The organism is Exiguobacterium sp. R-17 (assembly GCF_049913315.1).
GTDB lineage: Bacteria > Bacillota > Bacilli > Exiguobacteriales > Exiguobacteriaceae > Exiguobacterium_A.
Genome location: NZ_CP184372.1, coordinates 11,891 through 35,000, shown reverse-complemented (window position 1 = coordinate 35,000; position 23,110 = coordinate 11,891). Strand labels below are relative to the sequence as shown.

Sequence of the window (23,110 nt, the reverse complement as noted above, 5' to 3'; positions counted from 1 at the left end):
TGGTCCCAAACCAAGTGCTCTACCAAGCTGAGCTACTTCCCGAAAAGTGCACCCTGAGAGATTCGAACTCCCGACCCCTTGATTCGTAGTCAAGTACTCTATCCAGCTGAGCTAAGGGTGCATCATATGGTGCGGTCGAGAGGACTTGAACCTCCACGATGTTGCCACCACTAGGCCCTCAACCTAGCGCGTCTACCGATTCCGCCACGACCGCATAATGCTATTCAAATATAAATGGAGCGGAAGACGGGATTCGAACCCGCGACCCCGACCTTGGCAAGGTCGTATTCTACCACTGAACTACTTCCGCATATAAATGGTACGGGTGAAGGGACTTGAACCCCCACGTCAAAGACACTAGATCCTAAATCTAGCGCGTCTACCAATTCCGCCACACCCGCATAAAAATGGTGTGTCATGCAGGATTCGAACCTGCGACCCTCTGATTAAAAGTCAGATGCTCTACCAACTGAGCTAATGACACATAAATAATATGAAGTTGAAAAATGGGGCGACTGATGGGAATTGAACCCACGAATGCCGGAATCACAATCCGGTGCGTTAACCACTTCGCCACAATCGCCAAAATAAAAATGGTGCCGGCAACAGGAGTCGAACCCGCGACCTACTGATTACAAGTCAGTTGCTCTACCAGCTGAGCTACACCGGCAAAAGAAATGGTGGCTTTGGACGGAATCGAACCGCCGACACAAGGATTTTCAGTCCTTTGCTCTACCAACTGAGCTACAAAGCCGATATTAAAATGGCGGTCCTGACGGGATTCGAACCCGCGATCTCCTGCGTGACAGGCAGGCATGTTAACCGCTACACCACAGGACCGTTTTAAGTATAAGGTGACGACTTCTATAATGATAAAACATCTATGTAAGTCTGTCAATTGTTTTATTAAAAAAACAAAAGCCTGGCAACGTCCTATCCTCACAGGGGGAAGCCCCCAACTACTTTCGGCGTTCAAGTGCTTAACTTCCGTGTTCGGCATGGGAACGGGTGTGACCACTTGGCTATCGTCACCAGACGATCGGGCTCGCGCCCTCAAAACTGAAGTCATCAACAATGCATCTGCTAGAACAAGGCCTCGACCGATTAGTATCACTCAGCTCCACATGTCGCCATGCTTCCACCCGTGACCTATCTACCTCATCGTCTCTGAGGGGTCTTTCTTGATTACTCAAAGGGAAATCTCATCTTGGAGGGGGCTTCATGCTTAGATGCTTTCAGCATTTATCCCGTCCGCACGTAGCTACCCAGCGATGCTCCTGGCGGAACAACTGGTACACCAGCGGTGCGTCCATCCCGGTCCTCTCGTACTAAGGACAGCTCTCCTCAAATTTCCTGCGCCCACGACGGATAGGGACCGAACTGTCTCACGACGTTCTGAACCCAGCTCGCGTACCGCTTTAATGGGCGAACAGCCCAACCCTTGGGACCTACTCCAGCCCCAGGATGCGATGAGCCGACATCGAGGTGCCAAACCTCCCCGTCGATGTGGACTCTTGGGGGAGATCAGCCTGTTATCCCCAGGGTAGCTTTTATCCGTTGAGCGATGGCCCTTCCATGCGGAACCACCGGATCACTAAGCCCGACTTTCGTCCCTGCTCGACTTGTAGGTCTCGCAGTCAAGCTCCCTTCTGCCTTTGCGCTCTACGAATGATTTCCAACCATTCTGAGGGAACCTTTGGGCGCCTCCGTTACTGTTTAGGAGGCGACCGCCCCAGTCAAACTACCCGCCTGACACGGTCCTCCAGCCGGATCACGGCTGCGAGTTAGAGACTCTATGCATGAAGGGCGGTATCCCAAGGGTGACTCCTCCGAAGCTGGCGCTCCGGGCTCGACGTCTCCCGCCTATCCTGTACATCATGCACAAAGCCTCAATATCAGGCTGTAGTAAAGCTCCATGGGGTCTTTCCGTCCTGTCGCGGGTAACCTGCATCTTCACAGGTACTATGATTTCACCGGGTCTCTCGTTGAGACAGTGCCCAAATCGTTACGCCTTTCGTGCGGGTCGGAACTTACCCGACAAGGAATTTCGCTACCTTAGGACCGTTATAGTTACGGCCGCCGTTTACTGGGGCTTCGGTTCAAAGCTTCGCTTGCGCTAACCCATCCCCTTAACCTTCCAGCACCGGGCAGGCGTCAGCCCCTATACGTCATCTTGCGATTTAGCAGAGACCTGTGTTTTTGCTAAACAGTCGTTTGGGCCTATTCACTGCGGCTCTACATGTGTAGAGCGTCCCTTCTCCCGAAGTTACGGGACCATTTTGCCGAGTTCCTTAACGAGAGTTATCCCGCGCGTCTTAGAATTCTCATCTCGCCTACCTGTGTCGGTTTACGGTACTGGCGCCTTCCCCCTCACTAGAGGCTTTTCTTGGCAGTGTGAAATCGTGACCTACGTCCCTACGGGACTCCGCGTCGTTCCTTGACTGTGGTGCCTGACGGATTTGCCAATCAGACGGTCTTGAAACTTGCACATGCACTTCCATCCGCATGCGTCACTATCCTCCTGCGTCCCCCCATTGTTCAAACGGTGGATCGGCGGTACAGGAATATCAACCTGTTATCCATCGCCTACGCCTTTCGGCCTCGGCTTAGGTCCAGACTAACCCTGAGCGGACGAGCCTTCCTCAGGAAACCTTGGGCTTTCGACGGAGGGGATTCTCACCCCTCTTTTCGCTACTCACACCGGCATTCTCACTTCCAAACGCTCCACTGCTCCTTCCGGTACAGCTTCACAGCGGTTTGGAACGCTCCCCTACCATTCCTTACGGAATCCGCAGCTTCGGTGGTATGTTTAGCCCCGTTACATTTTCGGCGCGGCGCCACTCGACTAGTGAGCTATTACGCACTCTTTGAATGGTGGCTGCTTCTAAGCCAACATCCTAGCTGTCTAGGCAGCGCCACATCCTTTTCCACTTAACATACACTTGGGGACCTTAGCTGGCGGTCTGGGCTGTTTCCCTCTTGACTACGGATCTTATCACTCGCAGTCTGACTCCCGAGTATAAGTTGCTGGCATTCGGAGTTTAACTGAATTCGGTAACCCTGTGGGGGCCCCTAGTCCAATCAGTGCTCTACCTCCAGAACTCTCAACCTCGAGGCTAGCCCTAAAGCTATTTCGGGGAGAACCAGCTATCTCCAGGTTCGATTGGCATTTCACCGCTACCCACACCTCATCCCCGCACTTTTCAACGTGCGTGGGTTCGGACCTCCAGTCAGTGTTACCTGACCTTCATCCTGGACATGGGTAGATCACCTGGTTTCGGGTCTACGACAACGCACTGAACGCCCTGTTCAGACTCGCTTTCGCTACGGCTCCGCCTCATCGGCTTAACCTCGCGCGTTATCGTAACTCGCCGGTTCATTCTACAAAAGGCACGCCATCACCCGTTAACGGGCTCTGACTACTTGTAGGCATACGGTTTCAGGATCTATTTCACTCCCCTTCCGGGGTGCTTTTCACCTTTCCCTCACGGTACTGGTTCACTATCGGTCACTAGGGAGTATTTAGCCTTGGGAGATGGTCCTCCCGGATTCCGACGGGGTTTCACGTGTCCCGCCGTACTCAGGATCCACTCTGGAGGGAAAACAGTTTCAGCTACAGGGCTGTCACCTTCTTCGGCCGACCTTTCCAGGTCCTTCACCTACTGTCTTCCTTTTTGACTCCGTATAGAGTGTCCTACAACCCCGAAGAGCATGCTCTCCGGTTTGGGCTGTTCCCGTTTCGCTCGCCGCTACTCAGGGAATCGCATTTGCTTTCTCTTCCTCCGGGTACTTAGATGTTTCAGTTCCCCGGGTCTGCCTCACGTTACACTATGTATTCATGTAACATGTCCCATCCCATTACGGATGGTGGGTTCCCCCATTCGGAAATCTTCGGATCAAAGCATACTTACTGCTCCCCGAAGCATATCGCTGTTCGTCGCGTCCTTCATCGGCTCCTAGTGCCAAGGCATCCACCGTACGCCCTTCATACCTTGATCTAGCGTTGGTATTCTAAGAACACACGTCTTAAATGACATGGTTAATTAAAAGTTTGATGTCTTGTTGATGTCTTCAGTTTTCAAGGTGCGAGTGTCTCTTGCGAGACGTGAGAGACGAGCTCTCAAAACTGAACGATGGGCATGTCCCGTAAGGGACGTTTTCCTTAGAAAGGAGGTGATCCAGCCGCACCTTCCGATACGGCTACCTTGTTACGACTTCACCCCAATCATCTACCCCACCTTCGACGGCTGGCTCCTTGCGGTTACCTCACCGGCTTCGGGTGTTGCAAACTCTCGTGGTGTGACGGGCGGTGTGTACAAGACCCGGGAACGTATTCACCGCAGTATGCTGACCTGCGATTACTAGCGATTCCGACTTCATGCAGGCGAGTTGCAGCCTGCAATCCGAACTGGGAACGGCTTTATGGGATTGGCTCCACCTCGCGGTCTCGCTGCCCTTTGTACCGTCCATTGTAGCACGTGTGTAGCCCAACTCATAAGGGGCATGATGATTTGACGTCATCCCCACCTTCCTCCGGTTTGTCACCGGCAGTCTCCCTAGAGTGCCCAACTGAATGCTGGCAACTAAGGATAGGGGTTGCGCTCGTTGCGGGACTTAACCCAACATCTCACGACACGAGCTGACGACAACCATGCACCACCTGTCACCATTGTCCCCGAAGGGAAAACTTGATCTCTCAAGCGGTCAATGGGATGTCAAGAGTTGGTAAGGTTCTTCGCGTTGCTTCGAATTAAACCACATGCTCCACCGCTTGTGCGGGTCCCCGTCAATTCCTTTGAGTTTCAGCCTTGCGGCCGTACTCCCCAGGCGGAGTGCTTAATGCGTTAGCTTCAGCACTGAGGGGCGGAAACCCCCCAACACCTAGCACTCATCGTTTACGGCGTGGACTACCAGGGTATCTAATCCTGTTTGCTCCCCACGCTTTCGCGCCTCAGCGTCAGTTACAGACCAAAGAGTCGCCTTCGCCACTGGTGTTCCTCCACATCTCTACGCATTTCACCGCTACACGTGGAATTCCACTCTTCTCTTCTGTACTCAAGCCTTCCAGTTTCCAATGGCCCTCCCCGGTTGAGCCGGGGGCTTTCACATCAGACTTAAAAGGCCGCCTGCGCGCGCTTTACGCCCAATAATTCCGGACAACGCTTGCCACCTACGTATTACCGCGGCTGCTGGCACGTAGTTAGCCGTGGCTTTCTCGTAAGGTACCGTCAAGGTACGAGCATTTCCTCTCGTACGTGTTCTTCCCTTACAACAGAGTTTTACGATCCGAAAACCTTCATCACTCACGCGGCGTTGCTCCATCAGACTTTCGTCCATTGTGGAAGATTCCCTACTGCTGCCTCCCGTAGGAGTCTGGGCCGTGTCTCAGTCCCAGTGTGGCCGATCACCCTCTCAGGTCGGCTATGCATCGTCGCCTTGGTGGGCCGTTACCCCACCAACTAGCTAATGCACCGCAAGGCCATCTCAAGGTGACGCCGAAGCGCCTTTCATCAGCGGACCATGCGGTCCGTTGAACTATCCGGTATTAGCTCCGATTTCTCGGAGTTATCCCAATCCTTGAGGCAGGTTCCTTACGTGTTACTCACCCGTCCGCCGCTCATTCCACTGCCTTCCCTCCGAAGAGTTCCGTCAGCTTCCTGCGCTCGACTTGCATGTATTAGGCACGCCGCCAGCGTTCGTCCTGAGCCAGGATCAAACTCTCCATAAAGTGTTTGACTTGCTCGTTGTGTGACCGAAGCCACGATTGACGAAGCTTGCGCTTCATTCATTTTTGTATTCCGTAGAATACGATTTTTGCCTCATCGTTCAGTTTTCAAAGTTCGTCCGCGCCTGTTTTGGCGACTCAATTAGAATATCAAGTCTGAAACCAGAAGTCAACAACTTTTTTGAAATTGTTTTTTACTTGTTTGCCGTAAGCGCTCGTCCTCTTAAGGACATGAATTAATATATCACGATAATTAGATAGGCGCAACTATTTTATCAAAATAACTTATAGTTTTTTTGAACATATAAAAACCGCAGACAAGAATGGCTACGGTTTACTTCATCATCAATGAGACGCGTCTTCTTTTTGCTTCGCTTATATAGAAGAAATACAGTGATTCCGCTAACTTCATTTGTGCTTCTAAATCACCATAGTCATCATAGCTGATCTCTAAGAGATGACGCTTCATCAAATAATCTTCTTTTGCTTTTGCTAATTCTTCTAACAAACGCTCGTCGTACTCACTGCGAATCTTCTTTCGAAACCAACTCATAGTTCGCGACGTCCCTCCATTGCACGAGATAACGTCACTTCATCTGCGTATTCTAGATCTCCACCGACCGGAAGACCATGGGCAATCCGAGTGATCCGAATACCCGTCGGTTTTAAGAGACGCGATAGATACATCGCTGTCGCTTCTCCTTCGATGTTCGGATTGGTTGCTAAGATGACTTCCGTAATCGCTTCGTCCGCTTGAAGACGTGTCAGTAGACTAGATACATTGATATCCTCTGGACCGATCCCTTCCATTGGACTGATCGCTCCATGTAAGACATGGTACAACCCTTGGTAATCTCGCATCTTTTCCATTGCAATGACATCCCTTGAATCTTGGACGACACAGACGATCGTACGGTTTCGGTGTTTATCTGTACATACATAACAAGGATCTTGATCCGTGATATTCCCGCAGACGCTACAGTAGGCAATATCGCGCTTCGCACTGACCAATGCCTTTCCGAACATCAAGACATCGTCTTCTTCCATATCAAGGACATGAAACGCTAGACGAACTGCTGTCTTCGGACCAATCCCCGGTAGTTTTGTAAAACTTTCGATCAAACGACTAATCGCTTCAGGATATTGCAAGTGGTTTCCTCCTACGAATTAAAACATTCCCGGCAGATTCATACCTTGTGTGAATTTCCCCATTTTACTTGAGACGAGTTCATCGACTTTCTTCAAAGCATCGTTCGTTGCAGCTAAGACGAGATCTTGAATCATTTCAACGTCATCTGGATCAACGACTTCTTCTTTAATGATGACATCTACGATATTTTTATGACCATCGGCGACGACTGAGACCATTTCTCCTCCTGCTGTACCTGTCACTGTCAAATCTTTTAATTCTTCTTGTGCTTTCGCCATATCCTTTTGCATTTTCTGCATCTGTTTCATCATATTATTCATGTTTCCCATTCCGCGCATCTGTATTCCTCCTCGAATTTAATCTTCGAACTCTACGATATCACCAAAACGACCAAGCGTCTCGGACAATAACTGATCGCTCTCCGATTCTTGTTTTGTTTCCTTCTCTTCTATACTACTACTATTTCGCTTAGCAACAAACTCTGCCTTCAGTTCATGCCAATCGTTTGAGAGAATCGCTAAAATTTCGCGTTTGACGCCGCATATTTCATATAATGCTTCCTCAATCACGAAACGTGTTCGTTCATTGGTCATGACTTGCTCGAAATGCCATCCCTTACCGTCATCGAATTCGATCAATAGCGTATCCGCAGAGCAGAGAACCGGTTTACTTTCATGAAGCAACGAGTAGATTGGTCCATCTTCTTTTAGAATCCACTTTAGGATATGATCCCAGCGTTCCTGAATCTCACGCAACTGGGCTTTTTCTGCTCGTTCTAGCATTTGGCGAATCCGCTCTTTGGCGATTCGAACGGTTGGGCGTCCTTGTTTCCGCTTCGGCTGCGCTTGTGGTGCAGCCGCTTCTTGAGCTGGAACACCATTCGACTTCCACTGATGCATCTGTTCCTTCATTTCGCGGACTTCCTGCTGCAACGCTTGGACGATCTGCCCCGTCGTTCTTCCTTGTTCCGCGATTTGAATGAAGGCAATCTCAACGAGGACCCGCGGATGATTCGTTAATCGCATTTGTTGTTGGCAGTCATGTAACTGATCAATGATCGTAAAGCATGTCTCTGCTTCAATCGATTCAACGAATTGTTTGAACTCATCCGTCGGGCGAGCACGCTCTAGCAAGTCGACAGCTGTAGGAGAGGCTTTCAATAATAAGGTGTCTCGGTAAAAGAAGACAAGATCCTCAACGAAACGTTTTAAATCTTTTCCCGCTCGTTGCATCGTCTCAAGCGTCTGTAACAACTGGTCGACTTGATGTTCATGCAAGGCACGGGCAATGTTTAGTAATGCTTCATCTTCTACTGCCCCTGTTACTTCAAGAACAGCAGCATCGTTCAAATCACCGTTTGAAAAAGCAACCGCTTGGTCGAGTAGACTCAGTGCATCACGCATGCCACCATCCGCTGCACGGGCAATCAATCGTAAGGCCGTATCCGAATACTCGATCGATTGATCTTTTAAGATATATTGCATCCGTTCTACAAGTTGATCGACTTCATGCCGCTTTACATCGAAACGTTGGCAGCGGGAGATGATCGTCGCTGGGATTTTATGTGGTTCGGTCGTTGCTAAGATGAAGATGGCGTGTGCCGGCGGTTCTTCTAGTGTTTTAAGCAGTGCATTAAAGGCGCCTGTCGACAACATGTGTACTTCATCAATGATATAGACTTTATAGGCTGCTTCTGAAGGGGGATATTTGACTTTATCCCGGATTTCCCGAATTTCATCTACGCCGTTATTGGAAGCGGCATCGATTTCGAAGACGTCTGGACTTGATCCTTCCGTGATCGCAAGACACGTGGGGCACGTATTACACGGTTCTTTGACCGGAGCATGCTCACAGTTGATCGCTTTAGCGATGATTTTGGCAAGACTCGTTTTTCCCGTTCCACGAGGACCCGAAAATAGATAGGCGTGGGACATGCGTCCCTCCATCAATGCATTTTGGATCGTACGGGTGATATGCGCTTGTCCAACGACTTCGTCGAAACGTTGCGGACGGTATACGCGGTATAGTGCTTGATAGGCCAAGTTTGCGCCTCCTCTTTTTAAGTTCCTCATTCTATTTTACCTAAAAAAGTCTACAACCGAAACCGGCTGTAGACTTGTCTTTAAAAATTAAACTGCCGCGCACCATATTCTGAAATATGTTCAACATGCGTTACTCACGCAGCCTGCTCAGTCCAAGCACCCCTGCAACACACAGAGAGCACCACTTAAGGCTGCTTCCTTCCGGACCTGACCTGGTTCATGGGTATCTGTTGCGCAGGACTCAAACGTCAACGCTACTTACGTGAGGCAGACCACACCAATCATATCCCTCGACATGGAATTCAGTCTCGCTATAGCGGATTGCGAGTGACAGGGAACCGCTACATCCCCACCTAGCACGGCAAATGGTTTATCGATTTTTAGTGGCACCTTGTTTCAGTGCTTTTTCATTATACTGTTTCATCTGGTGTGATGCAACCCATTGCCCGCTTTCGTGCTTTCTTTTTCGCACGTAGTTCCCGAAAGAACGTCGTTAGCATCTCCCCACACTCTTTTTCTAATATACCGCTCGTCAACTGTGAGACATGATTGAACCGATCGTCTTGCACCAAGTTCATCAGTGTTCCACAACATCCACCCTTCGGATCGACGGCACCAAAGATGACATGTTCGATCCGTGACAGCATGATGGCACCCGCACACATCGGACACGGTTCGAGTGTCACGTAAAGCTCACACCCTTCAAGTCGCCAGTTCCCGAGCTTTCGGCAAGCTTCCTCAATCGCGATCAACTCGGCATGTGCCGTCGCCTGTTGATCCGTTTCCCGGTGATTGTAACCCGTCGCGATGACTTCATCGTCTTTGACAATGACACATCCAATCGGAACTTCTCCGATCTGTTCTGCCTTTTTTGCTTCTTCGATCGCAAGTCGCATATAGTGTTCCTGTCGTTCCATCGATGATACTCCTCACTCTAAAAAAATTCTCCTTTTGAAACTTCAGCAAGTCGTACTTCTTTGTGCTAAAATATAAATTGCACTTTGCTGAACGGAGGGTCATTGTATATGTTCATAACGGTTGAAGGACCGATTGGTGTAGGCAAAACATCACTTGCGAACGCCATCAGTCACCATTTCTCTTTTTCTATGTTACGCGAAATCGTCGAAGAAAATCCCTTTCTTGGAAAGTTCTATGAAGATATCGAAGAATGGAGCTTCCAGACGGAAATGTTCTTCTTGTGCAATCGCTTCAAACAACTCGATGATATCGAACGTCATTACCTCAGTAAACAACGCTCTGTCGTTGCTGATTACCATATCTTTAAAAACTTAATCTTTGCACACCGCTCTCTCAAGGTAGAGCACCTCGAGAAGTACCAACAAATTTATTCGATCCTGACGACGGACATGCCGAAACCGGATGCTGTCATCTACTTGAACGCAAGCATCGACACCTTGATGAAACGTGTTGCGCTACGCGGACGAGAAATCGAAGAAAACATGTCACGTGCTTATCTCGAACAATTGGCAGAGGATTATGAGACATTCGTCACGGAATATCAAGCCAAACATCCGGAAGTCAAAATCATCCGTTTCGACGGGGATGCACTCGACTTCGTCAAGCGACCGGAAGATCTCGAGTACGTCTTGACGACGATCCGGAACGAATTATATGAAGGAGCGAACCACGTATGAACTTGAAGCTACGCGAACAATACAACATCCCGGCAGATGCCGTCATTACGATCGGCGGTATGGTTGGGATCGGTAAATCAACGATCACAAACGGATTGGCAGATGCCCTTGGTTTCCGGACGTCACTCGAAAAAGTCGATACGAATCCTTACTTGGATAAATTTTATCATGATTTCGAGCGCTGGAGCTTCCATCTCCAAATCTATTTCCTGGCTGAACGCTTCAAGGAGCAAAAACGGATTTTCCAATACGGTGGTGGTTTCATCCAAGACCGTTCAATCTATGAAGATACAGGAATCTTCGCTAAGATGCATTTCGAAAAAGGAACGATGTCTCCAACGGACTATGAAACGTATTCAAGTTTATTTGACGCGATGGTCATGACACCATTCTTCCCGCACCCGGATCTTTTGATCTATCTCGAAGGTTCGTTCGAGCAAGTCCTTGAACGGATTCGTCTTCGCGGACGTGAGATGGAGCAACAGACTCCAATCGAATATTGGGAAGAGATGTATGAACGCTATACGAACTGGATCAACAACTTCACGATTTGCCCGGTACTCCGCTTGTCGATCGACGAATACGATTTACTGAACGAGCCAGAATCGATCGACCGGATTCTCGCGAAGATTGAAAAGCAGCTTGAAGTTGCTCGTATTGCCAATACACGCTAACTGATCAGATCTGCCTCTTAGGCGGATCTTTTTTTGCGCAAAAAAAGGAGACGCGTTTTGCATCTCCTTCGCATTAACCAATCACTTGATTGATTTGTTCCATATGGTGTAAATCATGTTGAGTCATCGCTCCGAGGAACTGACCAATCGTCAACTCTTTGTCTTTAATGACGACCTTGTCCTGCAGGCGATCTTCTGGAATCAATTCGACTGCACGGCGCAATAAGTCACGGCTGACTAAAAACTCATCAATCGTCAAGATCCGTTGTTGCTCACGGCTCATCTTCGCTGCTTCATCATTGACGGCTTGGCTATCTGGTGCGACACGGAATGGTTCACCCGCGAGCAAGTACGGGATGCGCTCTGCGACCATGAAACGATCCCATGGTGATAAGTGACCAATGATCTCAGCAACCGTCCACTTACCTTCCGCATACGATGTCCGCCATGCTTCTTCTGAAATCTGTTCTAAGTCTTTTACATATGTCATCGTCATCGCATAATGCGAAAGCAACGATTCTTTTGTTTGTTCGTTCATTTCGTCCACCTCTTCTTCGTTTTTCACGTAGGCAACCATAGCACGCACGAAGAAATCGATGCAACAAAAAAGCACCTCAGAATTGAGATGCTTTATAAAAAGCGGAGTCGGTGGGATTCGAACCCACGCGAGCCTTGCGACCCCTAACGGATTTCGAGTCCGTCCCCTTCAGCCGGACTTGGGTACGACTCCATGATTATATTTATTTTTGGGTAAAAAAAAAGAAGTGGAGGAGGCGGTGGGATTCGAACCCACGCACGGCTTTCGCCGCCTGACGGTTTTCAAGACCGTTCTCTTAAACCACTTGAGTACGCCTCCAAGCTATAAAACGTGCATGTCGTTGTCAAAAAATAAAAATGGAGGAGGCGGTGGGATTCGAACCCACGCACGGCTTTCGCCGCCTGACGGTTTTCAAGACCGTTCTCTTAAACCACTTGAGTACGCCTCCGTACTTCTTACCAGATCATGATGACCTGTCTGTTTTCCTGACATTAATTATGATAGCATCTGCCTTTTAACGTGTAAAGACCTTTTCTAAAAAAACTTTTTAAAATACAGAAAGGGGGATTATTCCCCCTTCTGACTTAAGCTTGAATCACTTCAAGACCACCCATGTATGGACGAAGCACTTCTGGAATAACAACTGATCCATCCGCTTGCTGGTAGTTCTCTAAGATCGCAGCAACTGTCCGACCGACTGCAAGGGCAGAACCATTCAACGTGTGAACGAATTCTGGTTTCGCGTTCGCTTCGCGGCGGAAACGGATTTGCGCTCGGCGTGCTTGGAAATCTTCAAAGTTTGAACAAGAAGAGATTTCACGGTAGACGCCTTGACTCGGCATCCAGACTTCGATGTCGTATTTCTTCGCAGCCGTGAATCCAAGATCAGCTGTACACATGCTTAATACTTGATACGGCAGTTTCAGCTTTTTCAAGACTGTCTCTGCTTGTCCCGTTAACAATTCAAGTTGCTCGTAAGATTCTTCTGGTTTGACGAAACGAACGAGTTCAACTTTATTGAATTGGTGCTGACGGATCAAACCGCGCGTATCGCGTCCGGCAGAACCAGCTTCTGAACGGAAACATTGGCTGTATGCGGCATAGCCGATCGGTAACTGATCTGCAGTCAGGATTTCTTCGCGGTGCATGTTCGTCACTGGAACTTCTGCTGTCGGTACAAGGAAGTAGTTCGTCTCTTCAATCTTGAACGCATCCTCCTCGAATTTCGGCAGTTGTCCTGTTCCTGTCATTGAATCGCGGTTGACCATGAGTGGCGGCAAGATTTCTGTGTAGCCGTGCTGATCTTGATGGAGATCCATCATGAAGTTGATCAATGCCCGCTCAAGACGTGCCCCTGCCCCACGATAAAAGACAAACCGGCTACCTGTGACCTTTCCAGCACGCTCTACGTCAACGATCTTTAATTGCTCCATCAAATCCCAGTGCGGGACCGCTTCGAAATCAAACGCTGGTTTATCACCGACTTCACGGATGACGACATTGTCATCTTCAGAAGAGCCGACCGGTACGCTGTCATGTGGAATGTTCGGAATACCGAGGAGAAGTTGATTCAATGTCGCTTCGACGTCACGTAATTCGTCGTCAAGCGTCTTGATCTCGTCCCCGACACTACGCATCGCAGCAATCGCTTCATCTGCATTCTCTTTATTGCGTTTCAGTTCAGCGATTTTTTTCGTCGCTTCATTTCGTTCTGCTTTCAACACTTCTGTCCGCGCAATCAGTTCTCGACGCTTCTCATCAAGTGCAAGGAAACGGTTCATGTCCGTCAAGTCCTCTCCTCGGTGCGCTAACTTTTCTTGAATGGCGTCAAAATCTTGGCGTAATCGTTTAATATCAATCATCTGCAATTCCTCCTTTATGTCATAAAAAAAGGCGACTCGTCTCTTTCCGGTATTCCTACCGAAAAGGGACGAATCACCTGGATCCGCGTTGCCACCCTCATTGCTAGACACATCTAGCCAACTTAAGACGCGATAACGGGCGTACCCGCACCTTGTTCGCAAGGTGTGCGATCCGGCTCGATTCAATCCATCGATCTGACTAGTTCACACCACCCACTAGCTCTCTTAACAGTATCGATACATCTACTTGGTCCGTTCATAGCATCTTTATGAGATTAGTCTTACTTTACACCATCGTCTTGGAAGTTGACAAGAGCCGATTGTTGAATCGCTTGTTCAATTTGCTTCGACCAAGCCGTCCAAGCGCGGACGAGGCGTGTCGGAACACTCGCAAGTGGAACGGCAGTTGCGCTATACAAATTCACGCGCGGTGTCTCAAAACCTGGTAGATAGACCCCATCGTCCGCGACCTGTACCGTACCGACGACTTCTTGTTTCGTCACAGGAGCTGTTGTTTTTGAGAAGTCGAACCGTGGTTCCCGCGTCTTCGCTTGTTTTAAGACCGTGATGTATAACGAACCGTCCGTGACGACGTCTAACTGCCGGACGGTTGCCCCTTTAATCGGAAGAGCGTCTTTGATCCGTTCCCCTTTTCCGTAATACGTCAACGGCTCAAACGTCGCAAAACCATAGTCGAGTAGCTTTTTCGTTTCCTTGAAACGGGCTTGATCGGAATCCGTTCGCATGACGACCGTGACAAGTGTCATATTATCCCGCGTCGTTACGCTCGCGAAGCAGTAACCTGCTAAATCGGTCGTTCCTGTCTTCATCCCCCGCATGCCAGCATATGCGAATTTTTCCTTCGCCAGCATCTTATTCGAGTTATTCAAGACCTCTCCATCAAGTTTCATCTGTGTTTTATTCGTCACATCCAGTACATCCGGATAATCCTTGATGTAGCGGATGACGAGTAACGCGATATCCGTTGCTGTCATCAGATTTGTTCCCGGAAGCGTCGCATCAACAGCATCAAGTCCGGATGCATTCGCATACTCCGTATCGTTCATACCGAACCGTTTCGCTGTCTCATTCATTTTTTCAACGAATGTCGCCTCTGAACCGGATACCGTTTCGGCTAGCATGACGGCTGCATCATTGGCTGATTTAATGAACGCCGCTTTATACATCTCACGAACCGTATACGTTTTTGCTTTAACAGGAACACGAGCAATGCCGGACGTGTTCGCAAGCTTCAACACTTTTGCACTCGGTTTGATTTTTTGATCCCACGTCAGCTTTTTTAATTCGATTTGTCGTCGAACGAGGTAAAGCGTCATCAGCTTTGTCATCGAAGCCGGTGGTAGAGAAACATCCGCTTCCGATTGAAGGAGGATTTTCCCTGTGACCGCATCGGCCATTATGTAAGACTCTGCTTGAATCGAAGGTGCCGCTTGTCCAGTTGTAGGAAAACCTACGACCAGCAGGACACTTAAACAGAGTAGCAAGATTCGTTTCATCGTGTCTCTCCTTCACTCAATCATTCATTTTACAAATAGTGTAGCACAAAAGAAGCACCCGACAGTAGAACCTGTCAGATGCTTCCACGCTTTACGAACGGATCGATTGACGCTGTTTAATCTTTTGTAAAAAATACTGATGTAAGCGATCGTCCTCTGTCAATTCAGGATGAAACGAACATGCTAGATGAAGCGATGTCTCGACGGCGACAATCTGTTCTTCGACCGTTGCGATAATATGTGTTCCTTCTCCGACAGATAGAATCAATGGCGCTCGAATGAAGACTGCCTCAATCGACTCCTCAATTCCTTCAACCGGTAGCAATCCTTCAAATGAATCGATTTGTCGACCGAAAGCATTCCGACGGACCGTCATCGAAATCGCGTTGAGATGACTCTGACCTGCTTCGACAGCGGTTGCGAGTAGAATCATTCCGGCACATGTTCCGAACATCGGTAACGTCCTCGCTTTTTCCCGAAGCGGTTCCAGCAAGGCATAACGCTCAATCAATCGACGCATCGCGGTCGATTCGCCGCCGGGTAAGACGAGCCCATCCAGTCTCTCGAGATCACTCGCATGTTTGACGAGAACGACCTCTACACCAAGACCTTCAAGTTGCTGTTGATGTTCGCGGACAGCACCTTGAACATCAAGAATACCGATTACCATCCGCGTGTCGCCATCCGTTCTTCAAACGGCATCGAAGTGACATCGATTCCCTTCATTGCTGTTCCGAGCCCTTTGGATAAAGAGGCAATCCGTCCAAAATCATCTTTATACGTAACCGCTTCAACAATCGCGCGAGCCACACGTTCTGGGTGTTCTGATTTAAAAATCCCCGATCCGACGAAGACACCATCTGCCCCTAAATGCATCATGAGAGCGGCATCAGCTGGTGTCGCAACTCCTCCGGCTGCAAAATTGACGACTGGTAGACGTCCCTGTGTCCGAATATCTCGTAATACTTCGTACGGAGCACCCCACTCTTTCGCAAATGTCATCAATTCATCTGGACTGACATGCAAAATCTGATTCAATTGCGCTTGAATTTGTCGCATATGGCGAACGGCTTCGACGACGTTCCCAGTTCCAGGCTCGCCTTTCGTCCGAATCATCGCCGCTCCTTCGGCAATCCGGCGAGCGGCTTCCCCAAGATCACGTGCGCCACAGACGAACGGTACGGTGAACTCCGACTTCAGTAAATGATATTGCTCGTCTGCCGGAGTCAGTACCTCGCTCTCATCGATGAAATCGACCCCCATCGATTCAAGGACACGCGCTTCGACGATATGACCAATTCGGCATTTTGCCATGACGGGGATCGAGACTGCCCCAAGTACTTCTTCCGTGATCAACGGATCTGCCATCCGTGCCACACCTCCGTCACGACGAATATCCGACGGGACACGTTCGAGTGCCATGACTGCAACAGCTCCTGCTGCTTCCGCAATCTTTGCTTGTTCCGCATTGACGACATCCATGATGACGCCACCCTTTTGCATTTCAGCCATTCCACGTTTGACACGATCCGTTCCTTGTTGACGTTCCATATCCATTCCCCCTTGGTTGACTTTCACCCCTTTAGTATACGGAACGTTGACACTTTTAAAAGTATCAGTTTATGATGATTTCAACAGGTCAGTTTATTATGAAGGAGTCATACGAGATGGACATGCTATCATTTCAACTTACACGCGATCAAGAGAAACCTCTTTATGAACAACTTTATCAACAGATCCGAAACGAAATCATCGCCGGACGTTTAGCGTACGGCACAAAATTGCCTTCTAAACGAAAGCTCGGTCAATTCTTGAACTTAAGTCAAACGACGATTGAGCTTGCTTATCAACAACTTGTCGCAGAAGGTTATGTCGAATCCATCTCGCGTAAAGGGTATTTCGTTCTTGCCTATGAGGAACTTGCTTACGTCAAAACCTCACCCGTCATCGAACCGCGTGTGACTAAAGAAAAACCGGTCATCACGTATGACTTTCATCCAAGTAAGATTGAAGGGATCTCTTTCCCGTTCATCCGTTGGCGAAAGTATGCCAAAGACATCATAGATACCGATCACCATCCACTCGTCTCGCTCGGTCATCCGCAAGGCGATCTAACGTTGCGCGAAGAGATTGCGACTTATCTCTATCACTCACGTGGTGTCGTCTGTTCTCCGGAACAGATCGTCGTCGGTTCAGGTATCGAGCAACTGTTGCCCATCGTTCTTTTCTTACTAGGACGAAACGTCACGTACGGCATCGAAGATCCCGGTTATCATACGACACGCCTCTTGCTTGAAAATCATGAACGAATGATTGAACCGATTCGTGTCGATGCGAATGGATTACGCATCGATCAACTGCAGGAATCAAATGTTGATGTCATGTATGTCACACCGGCACATCAGTTTCCGTCCGGTAGCATCCTGTCCGTCAATCGAAGACACCAGTTGTTGAACTGGGCGGCGATGGATCCGACCCGTTTTATCATCGAAGACGACTACGATAGCGAATTCCGCTATAGCGGTAAATCGATCCCGTCTTTGCACAACATGGACAGCAATCGTGTCATTTATATGAGTACCTTCTCAAAATCGCTCATGCCTTCACTACGGATTGGTTATATGGTCTTACCGGAAGTCTTACGCGCACAGTATCAAGCCGAATTATCCCATTATACTTGTAGTGTCTCACGCTTTGATCAAACGATCTTGACACGTTTCATGAAAGAGGGCGACTTTGAACGACATCTCAATCGGATGCGTAAAGTCTATCGTCGTAAACTAGATGTGCTGATCCAATCGCTTCGCCGGATCCCTGCCTTACGGTTGACTGGCGAAAGTGCTGGACTCCATGTTGTCGTTTCCGTAGCGAACGGAATGACGGAGCAAGAGCTAGTAAAGCGGGCACAACAACAAGGCATCCAAGTATACGGTCTCTCTCAATACGCCCAGTTACCGCTTCTCTCCAATACGCCTCAAATCGTTCTTGGATTTGCGAGTCTCTCTGAGCATGAGTTGACGGAAGGATTACAATTATTGATAGACGCATGGAATCTGCATAGATCATCATAAAAAAAGCCTCGCCTTTCTGCTAGAGAAAGACGAGGCTTTTGTTTATTGACGTGTGTAGTTAGAGGCTTCTTTGGTAATTTGAATATCGTGCGGATGGCTTTCTTGCAAACCAGCGCCCGTCATACGGATGAACTGTGTCTCTTCACGCAATTCTTCTAACGTCGCAGCACCACAGTATCCCATACCTGAACGAATACCACCAACGAGTTGGTACACTGAGTCACCGAGTTTACCACGGTAAGCGACCCTTCCTTCGATTCCTTCTGGAACGAACTTCTTGTCTGCTTCTTGGAAGTAACGGTCTTGGCTACCGCGTTTCATCGATGCTTCAGAACCCATACCACGGTACGTCTTGAATTGACGTCCTTGATAGATTTCCATCTCACCTGGGCTCTCTTCTACTCCTGCAAGCAAGCTTCCGAGCATGACAGCGTGACCACCAGCAGCAAGTGCTTTCACGATATCGCCAGAGTACTTAATGCCACCGTCAGCGATAATCGAAACGCCGTGTTTACGTGCTTCTGTCGCACAATCGAAGACGGCTGTGATCTGTGGTACACCGACGCCTGCAACAACACGTGTCGTACAAATCGAACCAGGTCCGATACCGACTTTAATGACAGATGCGCCGGCTTCAATCAAATCGCGTGTTGCTTCTGCAGTCGCAACGTTGCCCGCAATGATTGGTAAGGTTGGATATTCTTCACGTAATTCACGTACCTTGACGAGAACACCTTCTGAGTGACCGTGAGCTGTATCGACGACGAGTGCATCAACACCTGCATCGACCAGGAACTTCGCACGTGTTGAAGCGTCTTTCGTCACACCGACAGCTGCTGCGACAAGTAAACGACCAAATTGATCTTTCGCAGCATGTGGATACTGTTCGACTTTTTCGATATCTTTTGTCGTGATTAATCCTTTTAACACACCGTTCTCATCAACGAGTGGTAACTTTTCGATGCGATGCTTGTGGAGAATCTGTTCTGCTTCTGCGAGGGACGTACCAACTTTTGCTGTCACGAGTTCTTCTGTTGTCATTACTGTTTCAATGACAGTCGAATAATCCTTAACGAAACGAAGATCACGGTTCGTCAAAATTCCTACTAATTTACGCTCTGTTTCGTTGTTAACGATCGGAACACCTGAGATGCGGTACTTACTCATCAAATACTCAGCATCGTAGACTTGACGCTCTGGCGTTAAATAGAACGGATTCGTGATGACACCATTTTCAGAACGTTTGACGCGATCGACATGTTCTGCTTGTTCTTCCATTGACATGTTCTTATGAATGACACCAAGACCACCTTGGCGTGCCATTGCGATTGCCATCGGAGCTTCTGTGACTGTATCCATCCCAGCACTGATCAACGGAATATTAAGTGTGATCCCTTCACATAGCGTGACAGATAAATCAACGTCGCGCGGTAAGACACTCGAACGACGGGGTACGAGTAAGACGTCATCAAACGTCAAACCCTCTTTAGCAAATTTGTTCTCCCACATGTTATCCACTCGCTTTCTCTTTTATAAAAGAATATTGATGTTATGGTAACAAGCAGAGGGTGTCATGTCAATGACTCGACCAATAATCAGAACAGTCTGAAGTTTCACATAACACAAAAAGACCGACCTGCAATCTGCAGATCGGTCAAGTGCCTGGCAACGTCCTATCCTCACAGGGGGAAGCCCCCAACTACTTTCGGCGTTCAAGTGCTTAACTTCCGTGTTCGGCATGGGAACGGGTGTGACCACTTGGCTATCGTCACCAGACGATCGGGCTCGCGCCCTCAAAACTGAAGTCATCAACAATGCATCTGCTAGAACAAGGCCTCGACCGATTAGTATCACTCAGCTCCACATGTCGCCATGCTTCCACCCGTGACCTATCTACCTCATCGTCTCTGAGGGGTCTTTCTTGATTACTCAAAGGGAAATCTCATCTTGGAGGGGGCTTCATGCTTAGATGCTTTCAGCATTTATCCCGTCCGCACGTAGCTACCCAGCGATGCTCCTGGCGGAACAACTGGTACACCAGCGGTGCGTCCATCCCGGTCCTCTCGTACTAAGGACAGCTCTCCTCAAATTTCCTGCGCCCACGACGGATAGGGACCGAACTGTCTCACGACGTTCTGAACCCAGCTCGCGTACCGCTTTAATGGGCGAACAGCCCAACCCTTGGGACCTACTCCAGCCCCAGGATGCGATGAGCCGACATCGAGGTGCCAAACCTCCCCGTCGATGTGGACTCTTGGGGGAGATCAGCCTGTTATCCCCAGGGTAGCTTTTATCCGTTGAGCGATGGCCCTTCCATGCGGAACCACCGGATCACTAAGCCCGACTTTCGTCCCTGCTCGACTTGTAGGTCTCGCAGTCAAGCTCCCTTCTGCCTTTGCGCTCTACGAATGATTTCCAACCATTCTGAGGGAACCTTTGGGCGCCTCCGTTACTGTTTAGGAGGCGACCGCCCCAGTCAAACTACCCGCCTGACACGGTCCTCCAGCCGGATCACGGCTGCGAGTTAGAGACTCTATGCATGAAGGGCGGTATCCCAAGGGTGACTCCTCCGAAGCTGGCGCTCCGGGCTCGACGTCTCCCGCCTATCCTGTACATCATGCACAAAGCCTCAATATCAGGCTGTAGTAAAGCTCCATGGGGTCTTTCCGTCCTGTCGCGGGTAACCTGCATCTTCACAGGTACTATGATTTCACCGGGTCTCTCGTTGAGACAGTGCCCAAATCGTTACGCCTTTCGTGCGGGTCGGAACTTACCCGACAAGGAATTTCGCTACCTTAGGACCGTTATAGTTACGGCCGCCGTTTACTGGGGCTTCGGTTCAAAGCTTCGCTTGCGCTAACCCATCCCCTTAACCTTCCAGCACCGGGCAGGCGTCAGCCCCTATACGTCATCTTGCGATTTAGCAGAGACCTGTGTTTTTGCTAAACAGTCGTTTGGGCCTATTCACTGCGGCTCTACATGTGTAGAGCGTCCCTTCTCCCGAAGTTACGGGACCATTTTGCCGAGTTCCTTAACGAGAGTTATCCCGCGCGTCTTAGAATTCTCATCTCGCCTACCTGTGTCGGTTTACGGTACTGGCGCCTTCCCCCTCACTAGAGGCTTTTCTTGGCAGTGTGAAATCGTGACCTACGTCCCTACGGGACTCCGCGTCGTTCCTTGACTGTGGTGCCTGACGGATTTGCCAATCAGACGGTCTTGAAACTTGCACATGCACTTCCATCCGCATGCGTCACTATCCTCCTGCGTCCCCCCATTGTTCAAACGGTGGATCGGCGGTACAGGAATATCAACCTGTTATCCATCGCCTACGCCTTTCGGCCTCGGCTTAGGTCCAGACTAACCCTGAGCGGACGAGCCTTCCTCAGGAAACCTTGGGCTTTCGACGGAGGGGATTCTCACCCCTCTTTTCGCTACTCACACCGGCATTCTCACTTCCAAACGCTCCACTGCTCCTTCCGGTACAGCTTCACAGCGGTTTGGAACGCTCCCCTACCATTCCTTACGGAATCCGCAGCTTCGGTGGTATGTTTAGCCCCGTTACATTTTCGGCGCGGCGCCACTCGACTAGTGAGCTATTACGCACTCTTTGAATGGTGGCTGCTTCTAAGCCAACATCCTAGCTGTCTAGGCAGCGCCACATCCTTTTCCACTTAACATACACTTGGGGACCTTAGCTGGCGGTCTGGGCTGTTTCCCTCTTGACTACGGATCTTATCACTCGCAGTCTGACTCCCGAGTATAAGTTGCTGGCATTCGGAGTTTAACTGAATTCGGTAACCCTGTGGGGGCCCCTAGTCCAATCAGTGCTCTACCTCCAGAACTCTCAACCTCGAGGCTAGCCCTAAAGCTATTTCGGGGAGAACCAGCTATCTCCAGGTTCGATTGGCATTTCACCGCTACCCACACCTCATCCCCGCACTTTTCAACGTGCGTGGGTTCGGACCTCCAGTCAGTGTTACCTGACCTTCATCCTGGACATGGGTAGATCACCTGGTTTCGGGTCTACGACAACGCACTGAACGCCCTGTTCAGACTCGCTTTCGCTACGGCTCCGCCTCATCGGCTTAACCTCGCGCGTTATCGTAACTCGCCGGTTCATTCTACAAAAGGCACGCCATCACCCGTTAACGGGCTCTGACTACTTGTAGGCATACGGTTTCAGGATCTATTTCACTCCCCTTCCGGGGTGCTTTTCACCTTTCCCTCACGGTACTGGTTCACTATCGGTCACTAGGGAGTATTTAGCCTTGGGAGATGGTCCTCCCGGATTCCGACGGGGTTTCACGTGTCCCGCCGTACTCAGGATCCACTCTGGAGGGAAAACAGTTTCAGCTACAGGGCTGTCACCTTCTTCGGCCGACCTTTCCAGGTCCTTCACCTACTGTCTTCCTTTTTGACTCCGTATAGAGTGTCCTACAACCCCGAAGAGCATGCTCTCCGGTTTGGGCTGTTCCCGTTTCGCTCGCCGCTACTCAGGGAATCGCATTTGCTTTCTCTTCCTCCGGGTACTTAGATGTTTCAGTTCCCCGGGTCTGCCTCACGTTACACTATGTATTCATGTAACATGTCCCATCCCATTACGGATGGTGGGTTCCCCCATTCGGAAATCTTCGGATCAAAGCATACTTACTGCTCCCCGAAGCATATCGCTGTTCGTCGCGTCCTTCATCGGCTCCTAGTGCCAAGGCATCCACCGTACGCCCTTCATACCTTGATCTAGCGTTGGTATTCTAAGAACACACGTCTTAAATGACATGGTTAATTAAAAGTTTGATGTCTTGTTGATGTCTTCAGTTTTCAAGGTGCGAGTGTCTCTTGCGAGACGTGAGAGACGAGCTCTCAAAACTGAACGATG

At 49.4% G+C, this 23,110-nt stretch carries 14 protein-coding genes, 13 tRNA genes, 5 rRNA genes, 1 other RNA gene and 1 other annotated feature (1 of these 34 only partly in view); of the genes, 3 read left to right on the top strand and 30 right to left on the bottom strand.

Translation table 11 applies throughout. The annotated features are described in order from the left end of the window. From ACN9MT_RS00205 to tadA, 19 genes are all read right to left on the bottom strand, one after another. Window positions 1-42 (bottom strand) — tRNA-Pro (locus tag ACN9MT_RS00205); it reaches 35 nt to the left of the window's first position. A gap of 5 nt (window positions 43-47) precedes the next feature. Beyond that, a tRNA-Arg gene (locus ACN9MT_RS00200) sits at window positions 48-121 on the bottom strand. Between the two features lie 6 nt (window positions 122-127). Then, window positions 128-214, bottom strand: a tRNA-Leu gene (locus ACN9MT_RS00195). 21 nt (window positions 215-235) lie between these two features. Continuing rightward, window positions 236-310: transfer RNA gene (locus tag ACN9MT_RS00190), tRNA-Gly, on the bottom strand. 7 nt (window positions 311-317) lie between these two features. Further along, window positions 318-401 (bottom strand) — tRNA-Leu (locus tag ACN9MT_RS00185). A gap of 7 nt (window positions 402-408) precedes the next feature. Further along, a tRNA-Lys gene (locus tag ACN9MT_RS00180) sits at window positions 409-484 on the bottom strand. Window positions 485-507: 23 nt separating this feature from the next. Further along, window positions 508-583, bottom strand: a tRNA-His gene (locus ACN9MT_RS00175). 11 nt (window positions 584-594) lie between these two features. Beyond that, window positions 595-670: transfer RNA gene (locus tag ACN9MT_RS00170), tRNA-Thr, on the bottom strand. A gap of 8 nt (window positions 671-678) precedes the next feature. Next, window positions 679-754, bottom strand: a tRNA-Phe gene (locus ACN9MT_RS00165). Between the two features lie 10 nt (window positions 755-764). Further along, window positions 765-840 (bottom strand) — tRNA-Asp (locus ACN9MT_RS00160). A gap of 80 nt (window positions 841-920) precedes the next feature. After that, a 5S ribosomal RNA gene (gene rrf / locus ACN9MT_RS00155) occupies window positions 921-1,036 on the bottom strand. Between the two features lie 48 nt (window positions 1,037-1,084). Further along, window positions 1,085-3,998 (bottom strand): 23S ribosomal RNA (locus ACN9MT_RS00150). 168 nt (window positions 3,999-4,166) lie between these two features. After that, window positions 4,167-5,728 (bottom strand): 16S ribosomal RNA (locus ACN9MT_RS00145). The 16S, 23S and 5S rRNA genes sit together here with 10 tRNA genes alongside, the layout of an rRNA operon. A 331-nt stretch (window positions 5,729-6,059) precedes the next feature. Beyond that, window positions 6,060-6,278: a YaaL family protein gene (locus ACN9MT_RS00140; RefSeq protein ID WP_050679042.1), complete on the bottom strand. Its 219-nt coding sequence runs from the start codon at window positions 6,276-6,278 to the stop codon at window positions 6,060-6,062. After that, the gene (recR, locus tag ACN9MT_RS00135; RefSeq protein ID WP_023469882.1) at window positions 6,275-6,874 is read right to left on the bottom strand and encodes a recombination mediator RecR; all 600 of its coding nucleotides are present in this window, start codon (window positions 6,872-6,874) and stop codon (window positions 6,275-6,277) included. Before recR ends, ACN9MT_RS00140 begins: the two co-directional genes overlap by 4 nt. An 18-nt stretch (window positions 6,875-6,892) precedes the next feature. Continuing rightward, complete coding sequence (locus ACN9MT_RS00130) at window positions 6,893-7,213, bottom strand: YbaB/EbfC family nucleoid-associated protein (protein ID WP_029343040.1); 321 nt, start codon at window positions 7,211-7,213, stop codon at window positions 6,893-6,895. A gap of 18 nt (window positions 7,214-7,231) precedes the next feature. Further along, on the bottom strand, window positions 7,232-8,917 hold the full coding sequence (gene dnaX, locus ACN9MT_RS00125; RefSeq protein ID WP_035409912.1) for a DNA polymerase III subunit gamma/tau: 1,686 nt from the start codon (window positions 8,915-8,917) through the stop codon (window positions 7,232-7,234). 95 nt (window positions 8,918-9,012) lie between these two features. Then, an RNA gene (gene ffs, locus ACN9MT_RS00120) (signal recognition particle sRNA large type) lies at window positions 9,013-9,279 on the bottom strand. 48 nt (window positions 9,280-9,327) lie between these two features. Continuing rightward, window positions 9,328-9,834 (bottom strand): tRNA adenosine(34) deaminase TadA, encoded by a 507-nt coding sequence (gene tadA, locus ACN9MT_RS00115; protein ID WP_035409909.1) that lies wholly within the window; start codon window positions 9,832-9,834, stop codon window positions 9,328-9,330. A 108-nt stretch (window positions 9,835-9,942) separates the two neighbouring features. On the opposite strand from tadA, the gene ACN9MT_RS00110 reads away from it, so the two are divergent. Both ACN9MT_RS00110 and ACN9MT_RS00105 read left to right on the top strand, forming a co-directional pair. Continuing rightward, entirely contained in the window at window positions 9,943-10,572 is a 630-nt protein-coding gene (locus ACN9MT_RS00110) for a deoxynucleoside kinase (protein WP_035409906.1), read from the top strand. After that, window positions 10,569-11,246, top strand: coding sequence for a deoxynucleoside kinase (locus tag ACN9MT_RS00105; RefSeq protein ID WP_029343036.1), 678 nt, complete (start codon window positions 10,569-10,571; stop codon window positions 11,244-11,246). The genes ACN9MT_RS00110 and ACN9MT_RS00105 overlap by 4 nt, the downstream gene beginning before the upstream one ends. A gap of 73 nt (window positions 11,247-11,319) precedes the next feature. Here ACN9MT_RS00105 and ACN9MT_RS00100 read toward each other — a convergent pair whose 3' ends face one another. The 8 genes from ACN9MT_RS00100 to pdxS form a co-directional block, all read right to left on the bottom strand. Beyond that, window positions 11,320-11,784 (bottom strand): DinB family protein, encoded by a 465-nt coding sequence (locus ACN9MT_RS00100; RefSeq protein ID WP_035409903.1) that lies wholly within the window; start codon window positions 11,782-11,784, stop codon window positions 11,320-11,322. Between the two features lie 102 nt (window positions 11,785-11,886). Further along, window positions 11,887-11,976 (bottom strand) — tRNA-Ser (locus tag ACN9MT_RS00095). 35 nt (window positions 11,977-12,011) lie between these two features. Then, a tRNA-Ser gene (locus ACN9MT_RS00090) sits at window positions 12,012-12,102 on the bottom strand. A gap of 39 nt (window positions 12,103-12,141) precedes the next feature. Further along, window positions 12,142-12,232, bottom strand: a tRNA-Ser gene (locus ACN9MT_RS00085). A gap of 136 nt (window positions 12,233-12,368) precedes the next feature. Continuing rightward, a complete protein-coding gene (gene serS / locus ACN9MT_RS00080; RefSeq protein ID WP_035409899.1) occupies window positions 12,369-13,646 on the bottom strand; it encodes a serine--tRNA ligase in 1,278 nt (425 codons plus the stop codon). A gap of 61 nt (window positions 13,647-13,707) precedes the next feature. Beyond that, window positions 13,708-13,915: a binding site (T-box leader), on the bottom strand. Window positions 13,916-13,927: 12 nt separating this feature from the next. After that, window positions 13,928-15,163 carry a D-alanyl-D-alanine carboxypeptidase family protein gene (locus ACN9MT_RS00075; protein ID WP_056062021.1) on the bottom strand — a complete coding sequence of 412 codons (1,236 nt, stop codon included), beginning with the start codon at window positions 15,161-15,163 and terminating at the stop codon, window positions 13,928-13,930. Between the two features lie 91 nt (window positions 15,164-15,254). Then, window positions 15,255-15,833 carry a pyridoxal 5'-phosphate synthase glutaminase subunit PdxT gene (gene pdxT / locus ACN9MT_RS00070; RefSeq protein ID WP_426272568.1) on the bottom strand — a complete coding sequence of 193 codons (579 nt, stop codon included), beginning with the start codon at window positions 15,831-15,833 and terminating at the stop codon, window positions 15,255-15,257. Beyond that, window positions 15,827-16,714: a pyridoxal 5'-phosphate synthase lyase subunit PdxS gene (gene pdxS, locus ACN9MT_RS00065; protein WP_035409893.1), complete on the bottom strand. Its 888-nt coding sequence runs from the start codon at window positions 16,712-16,714 to the stop codon at window positions 15,827-15,829. Before pdxS ends, pdxT begins: the two co-directional genes overlap by 7 nt. Window positions 16,715-16,830: 116 nt before the next feature. Between pdxS and ACN9MT_RS00060 the strand changes: the two genes are divergently transcribed. Continuing rightward, window positions 16,831-18,234: a PLP-dependent aminotransferase family protein gene (locus ACN9MT_RS00060; RefSeq protein WP_426272567.1), complete on the top strand. Its 1,404-nt coding sequence runs from the start codon at window positions 16,831-16,833 to the stop codon at window positions 18,232-18,234. Window positions 18,235-18,276: 42 nt separating this feature from the next. On the opposite strand, the gene guaB is transcribed toward ACN9MT_RS00060, so the two are convergent. The 3 genes from guaB to ACN9MT_RS00045 all read right to left on the bottom strand — a co-directional run bounded on the left by guaB (window position 18,277) and on the right by ACN9MT_RS00045 (window position 22,972). Beyond that, window positions 18,277-19,743: an IMP dehydrogenase gene (guaB, locus tag ACN9MT_RS00055; protein WP_035409917.1), complete on the bottom strand. Its 1,467-nt coding sequence runs from the start codon at window positions 19,741-19,743 to the stop codon at window positions 18,277-18,279. A 151-nt stretch (window positions 19,744-19,894) separates the two neighbouring features. After that, window positions 19,895-20,010: ribosomal RNA gene (rrf, locus tag ACN9MT_RS00050) — 5S ribosomal RNA — on the bottom strand. Window positions 20,011-20,058: 48 nt separating this feature from the next. Further along, window positions 20,059-22,972, bottom strand: a 23S ribosomal RNA gene (locus ACN9MT_RS00045). Window positions 22,973-23,110: the final 138 nt, after the last annotated feature.

Coding starts and splice junctions, on each gene's coding strand:
- ACN9MT_RS00140 (WP_050679042.1), bottom strand. CDS start 6,278: ATGAGTTGGTTTCGAAAGAAGATTCGCAGTGAGTACGACGAGCGTTTG.
- ACN9MT_RS00130 (WP_029343040.1), bottom strand. CDS start 7,213: ATGCGCGGAATGGGAAACATGAATAATATGATGAAACAGATGCAGAAA.
- tadA (WP_035409909.1), bottom strand. CDS start 9,834: ATGGAACGACAGGAACACTATATGCGACTTGCGATCGAAGAAGCAAAA.
- ACN9MT_RS00110 (WP_035409906.1), top strand. CDS start 9,943: ATGTTCATAACGGTTGAAGGACCGATTGGTGTAGGCAAAACATCACTT.
- ACN9MT_RS00105 (WP_029343036.1), top strand. CDS start 10,569: ATGAACTTGAAGCTACGCGAACAATACAACATCCCGGCAGATGCCGTC.
- ACN9MT_RS00100 (WP_035409903.1), bottom strand. CDS start 11,784: ATGAACGAACAAACAAAAGAATCGTTGCTTTCGCATTATGCGATGACG.
- serS (WP_035409899.1), bottom strand. CDS start 13,646: ATGATTGATATTAAACGATTACGCCAAGATTTTGACGCCATTCAAGAA.
- ACN9MT_RS00075 (WP_056062021.1), bottom strand. CDS start 15,163: ATGAAACGAATCTTGCTACTCTGTTTAAGTGTCCTGCTGGTCGTAGGT.
- pdxT (WP_426272568.1), bottom strand. CDS start 15,833: ATGGTAATCGGTATTCTTGATGTTCAAGGTGCTGTCCGCGAACATCAA.
- pdxS (WP_035409893.1), bottom strand. CDS start 16,714: ATGGAACGTCAACAAGGAACGGATCGTGTCAAACGTGGAATGGCTGAA.
- ACN9MT_RS00060 (WP_426272567.1), top strand. CDS start 16,831: ATGGACATGCTATCATTTCAACTTACACGCGATCAAGAGAAACCTCTT.
- guaB (WP_035409917.1), bottom strand. CDS start 19,743: ATGTGGGAGAACAAATTTGCTAAAGAGGGTTTGACGTTTGATGACGTC.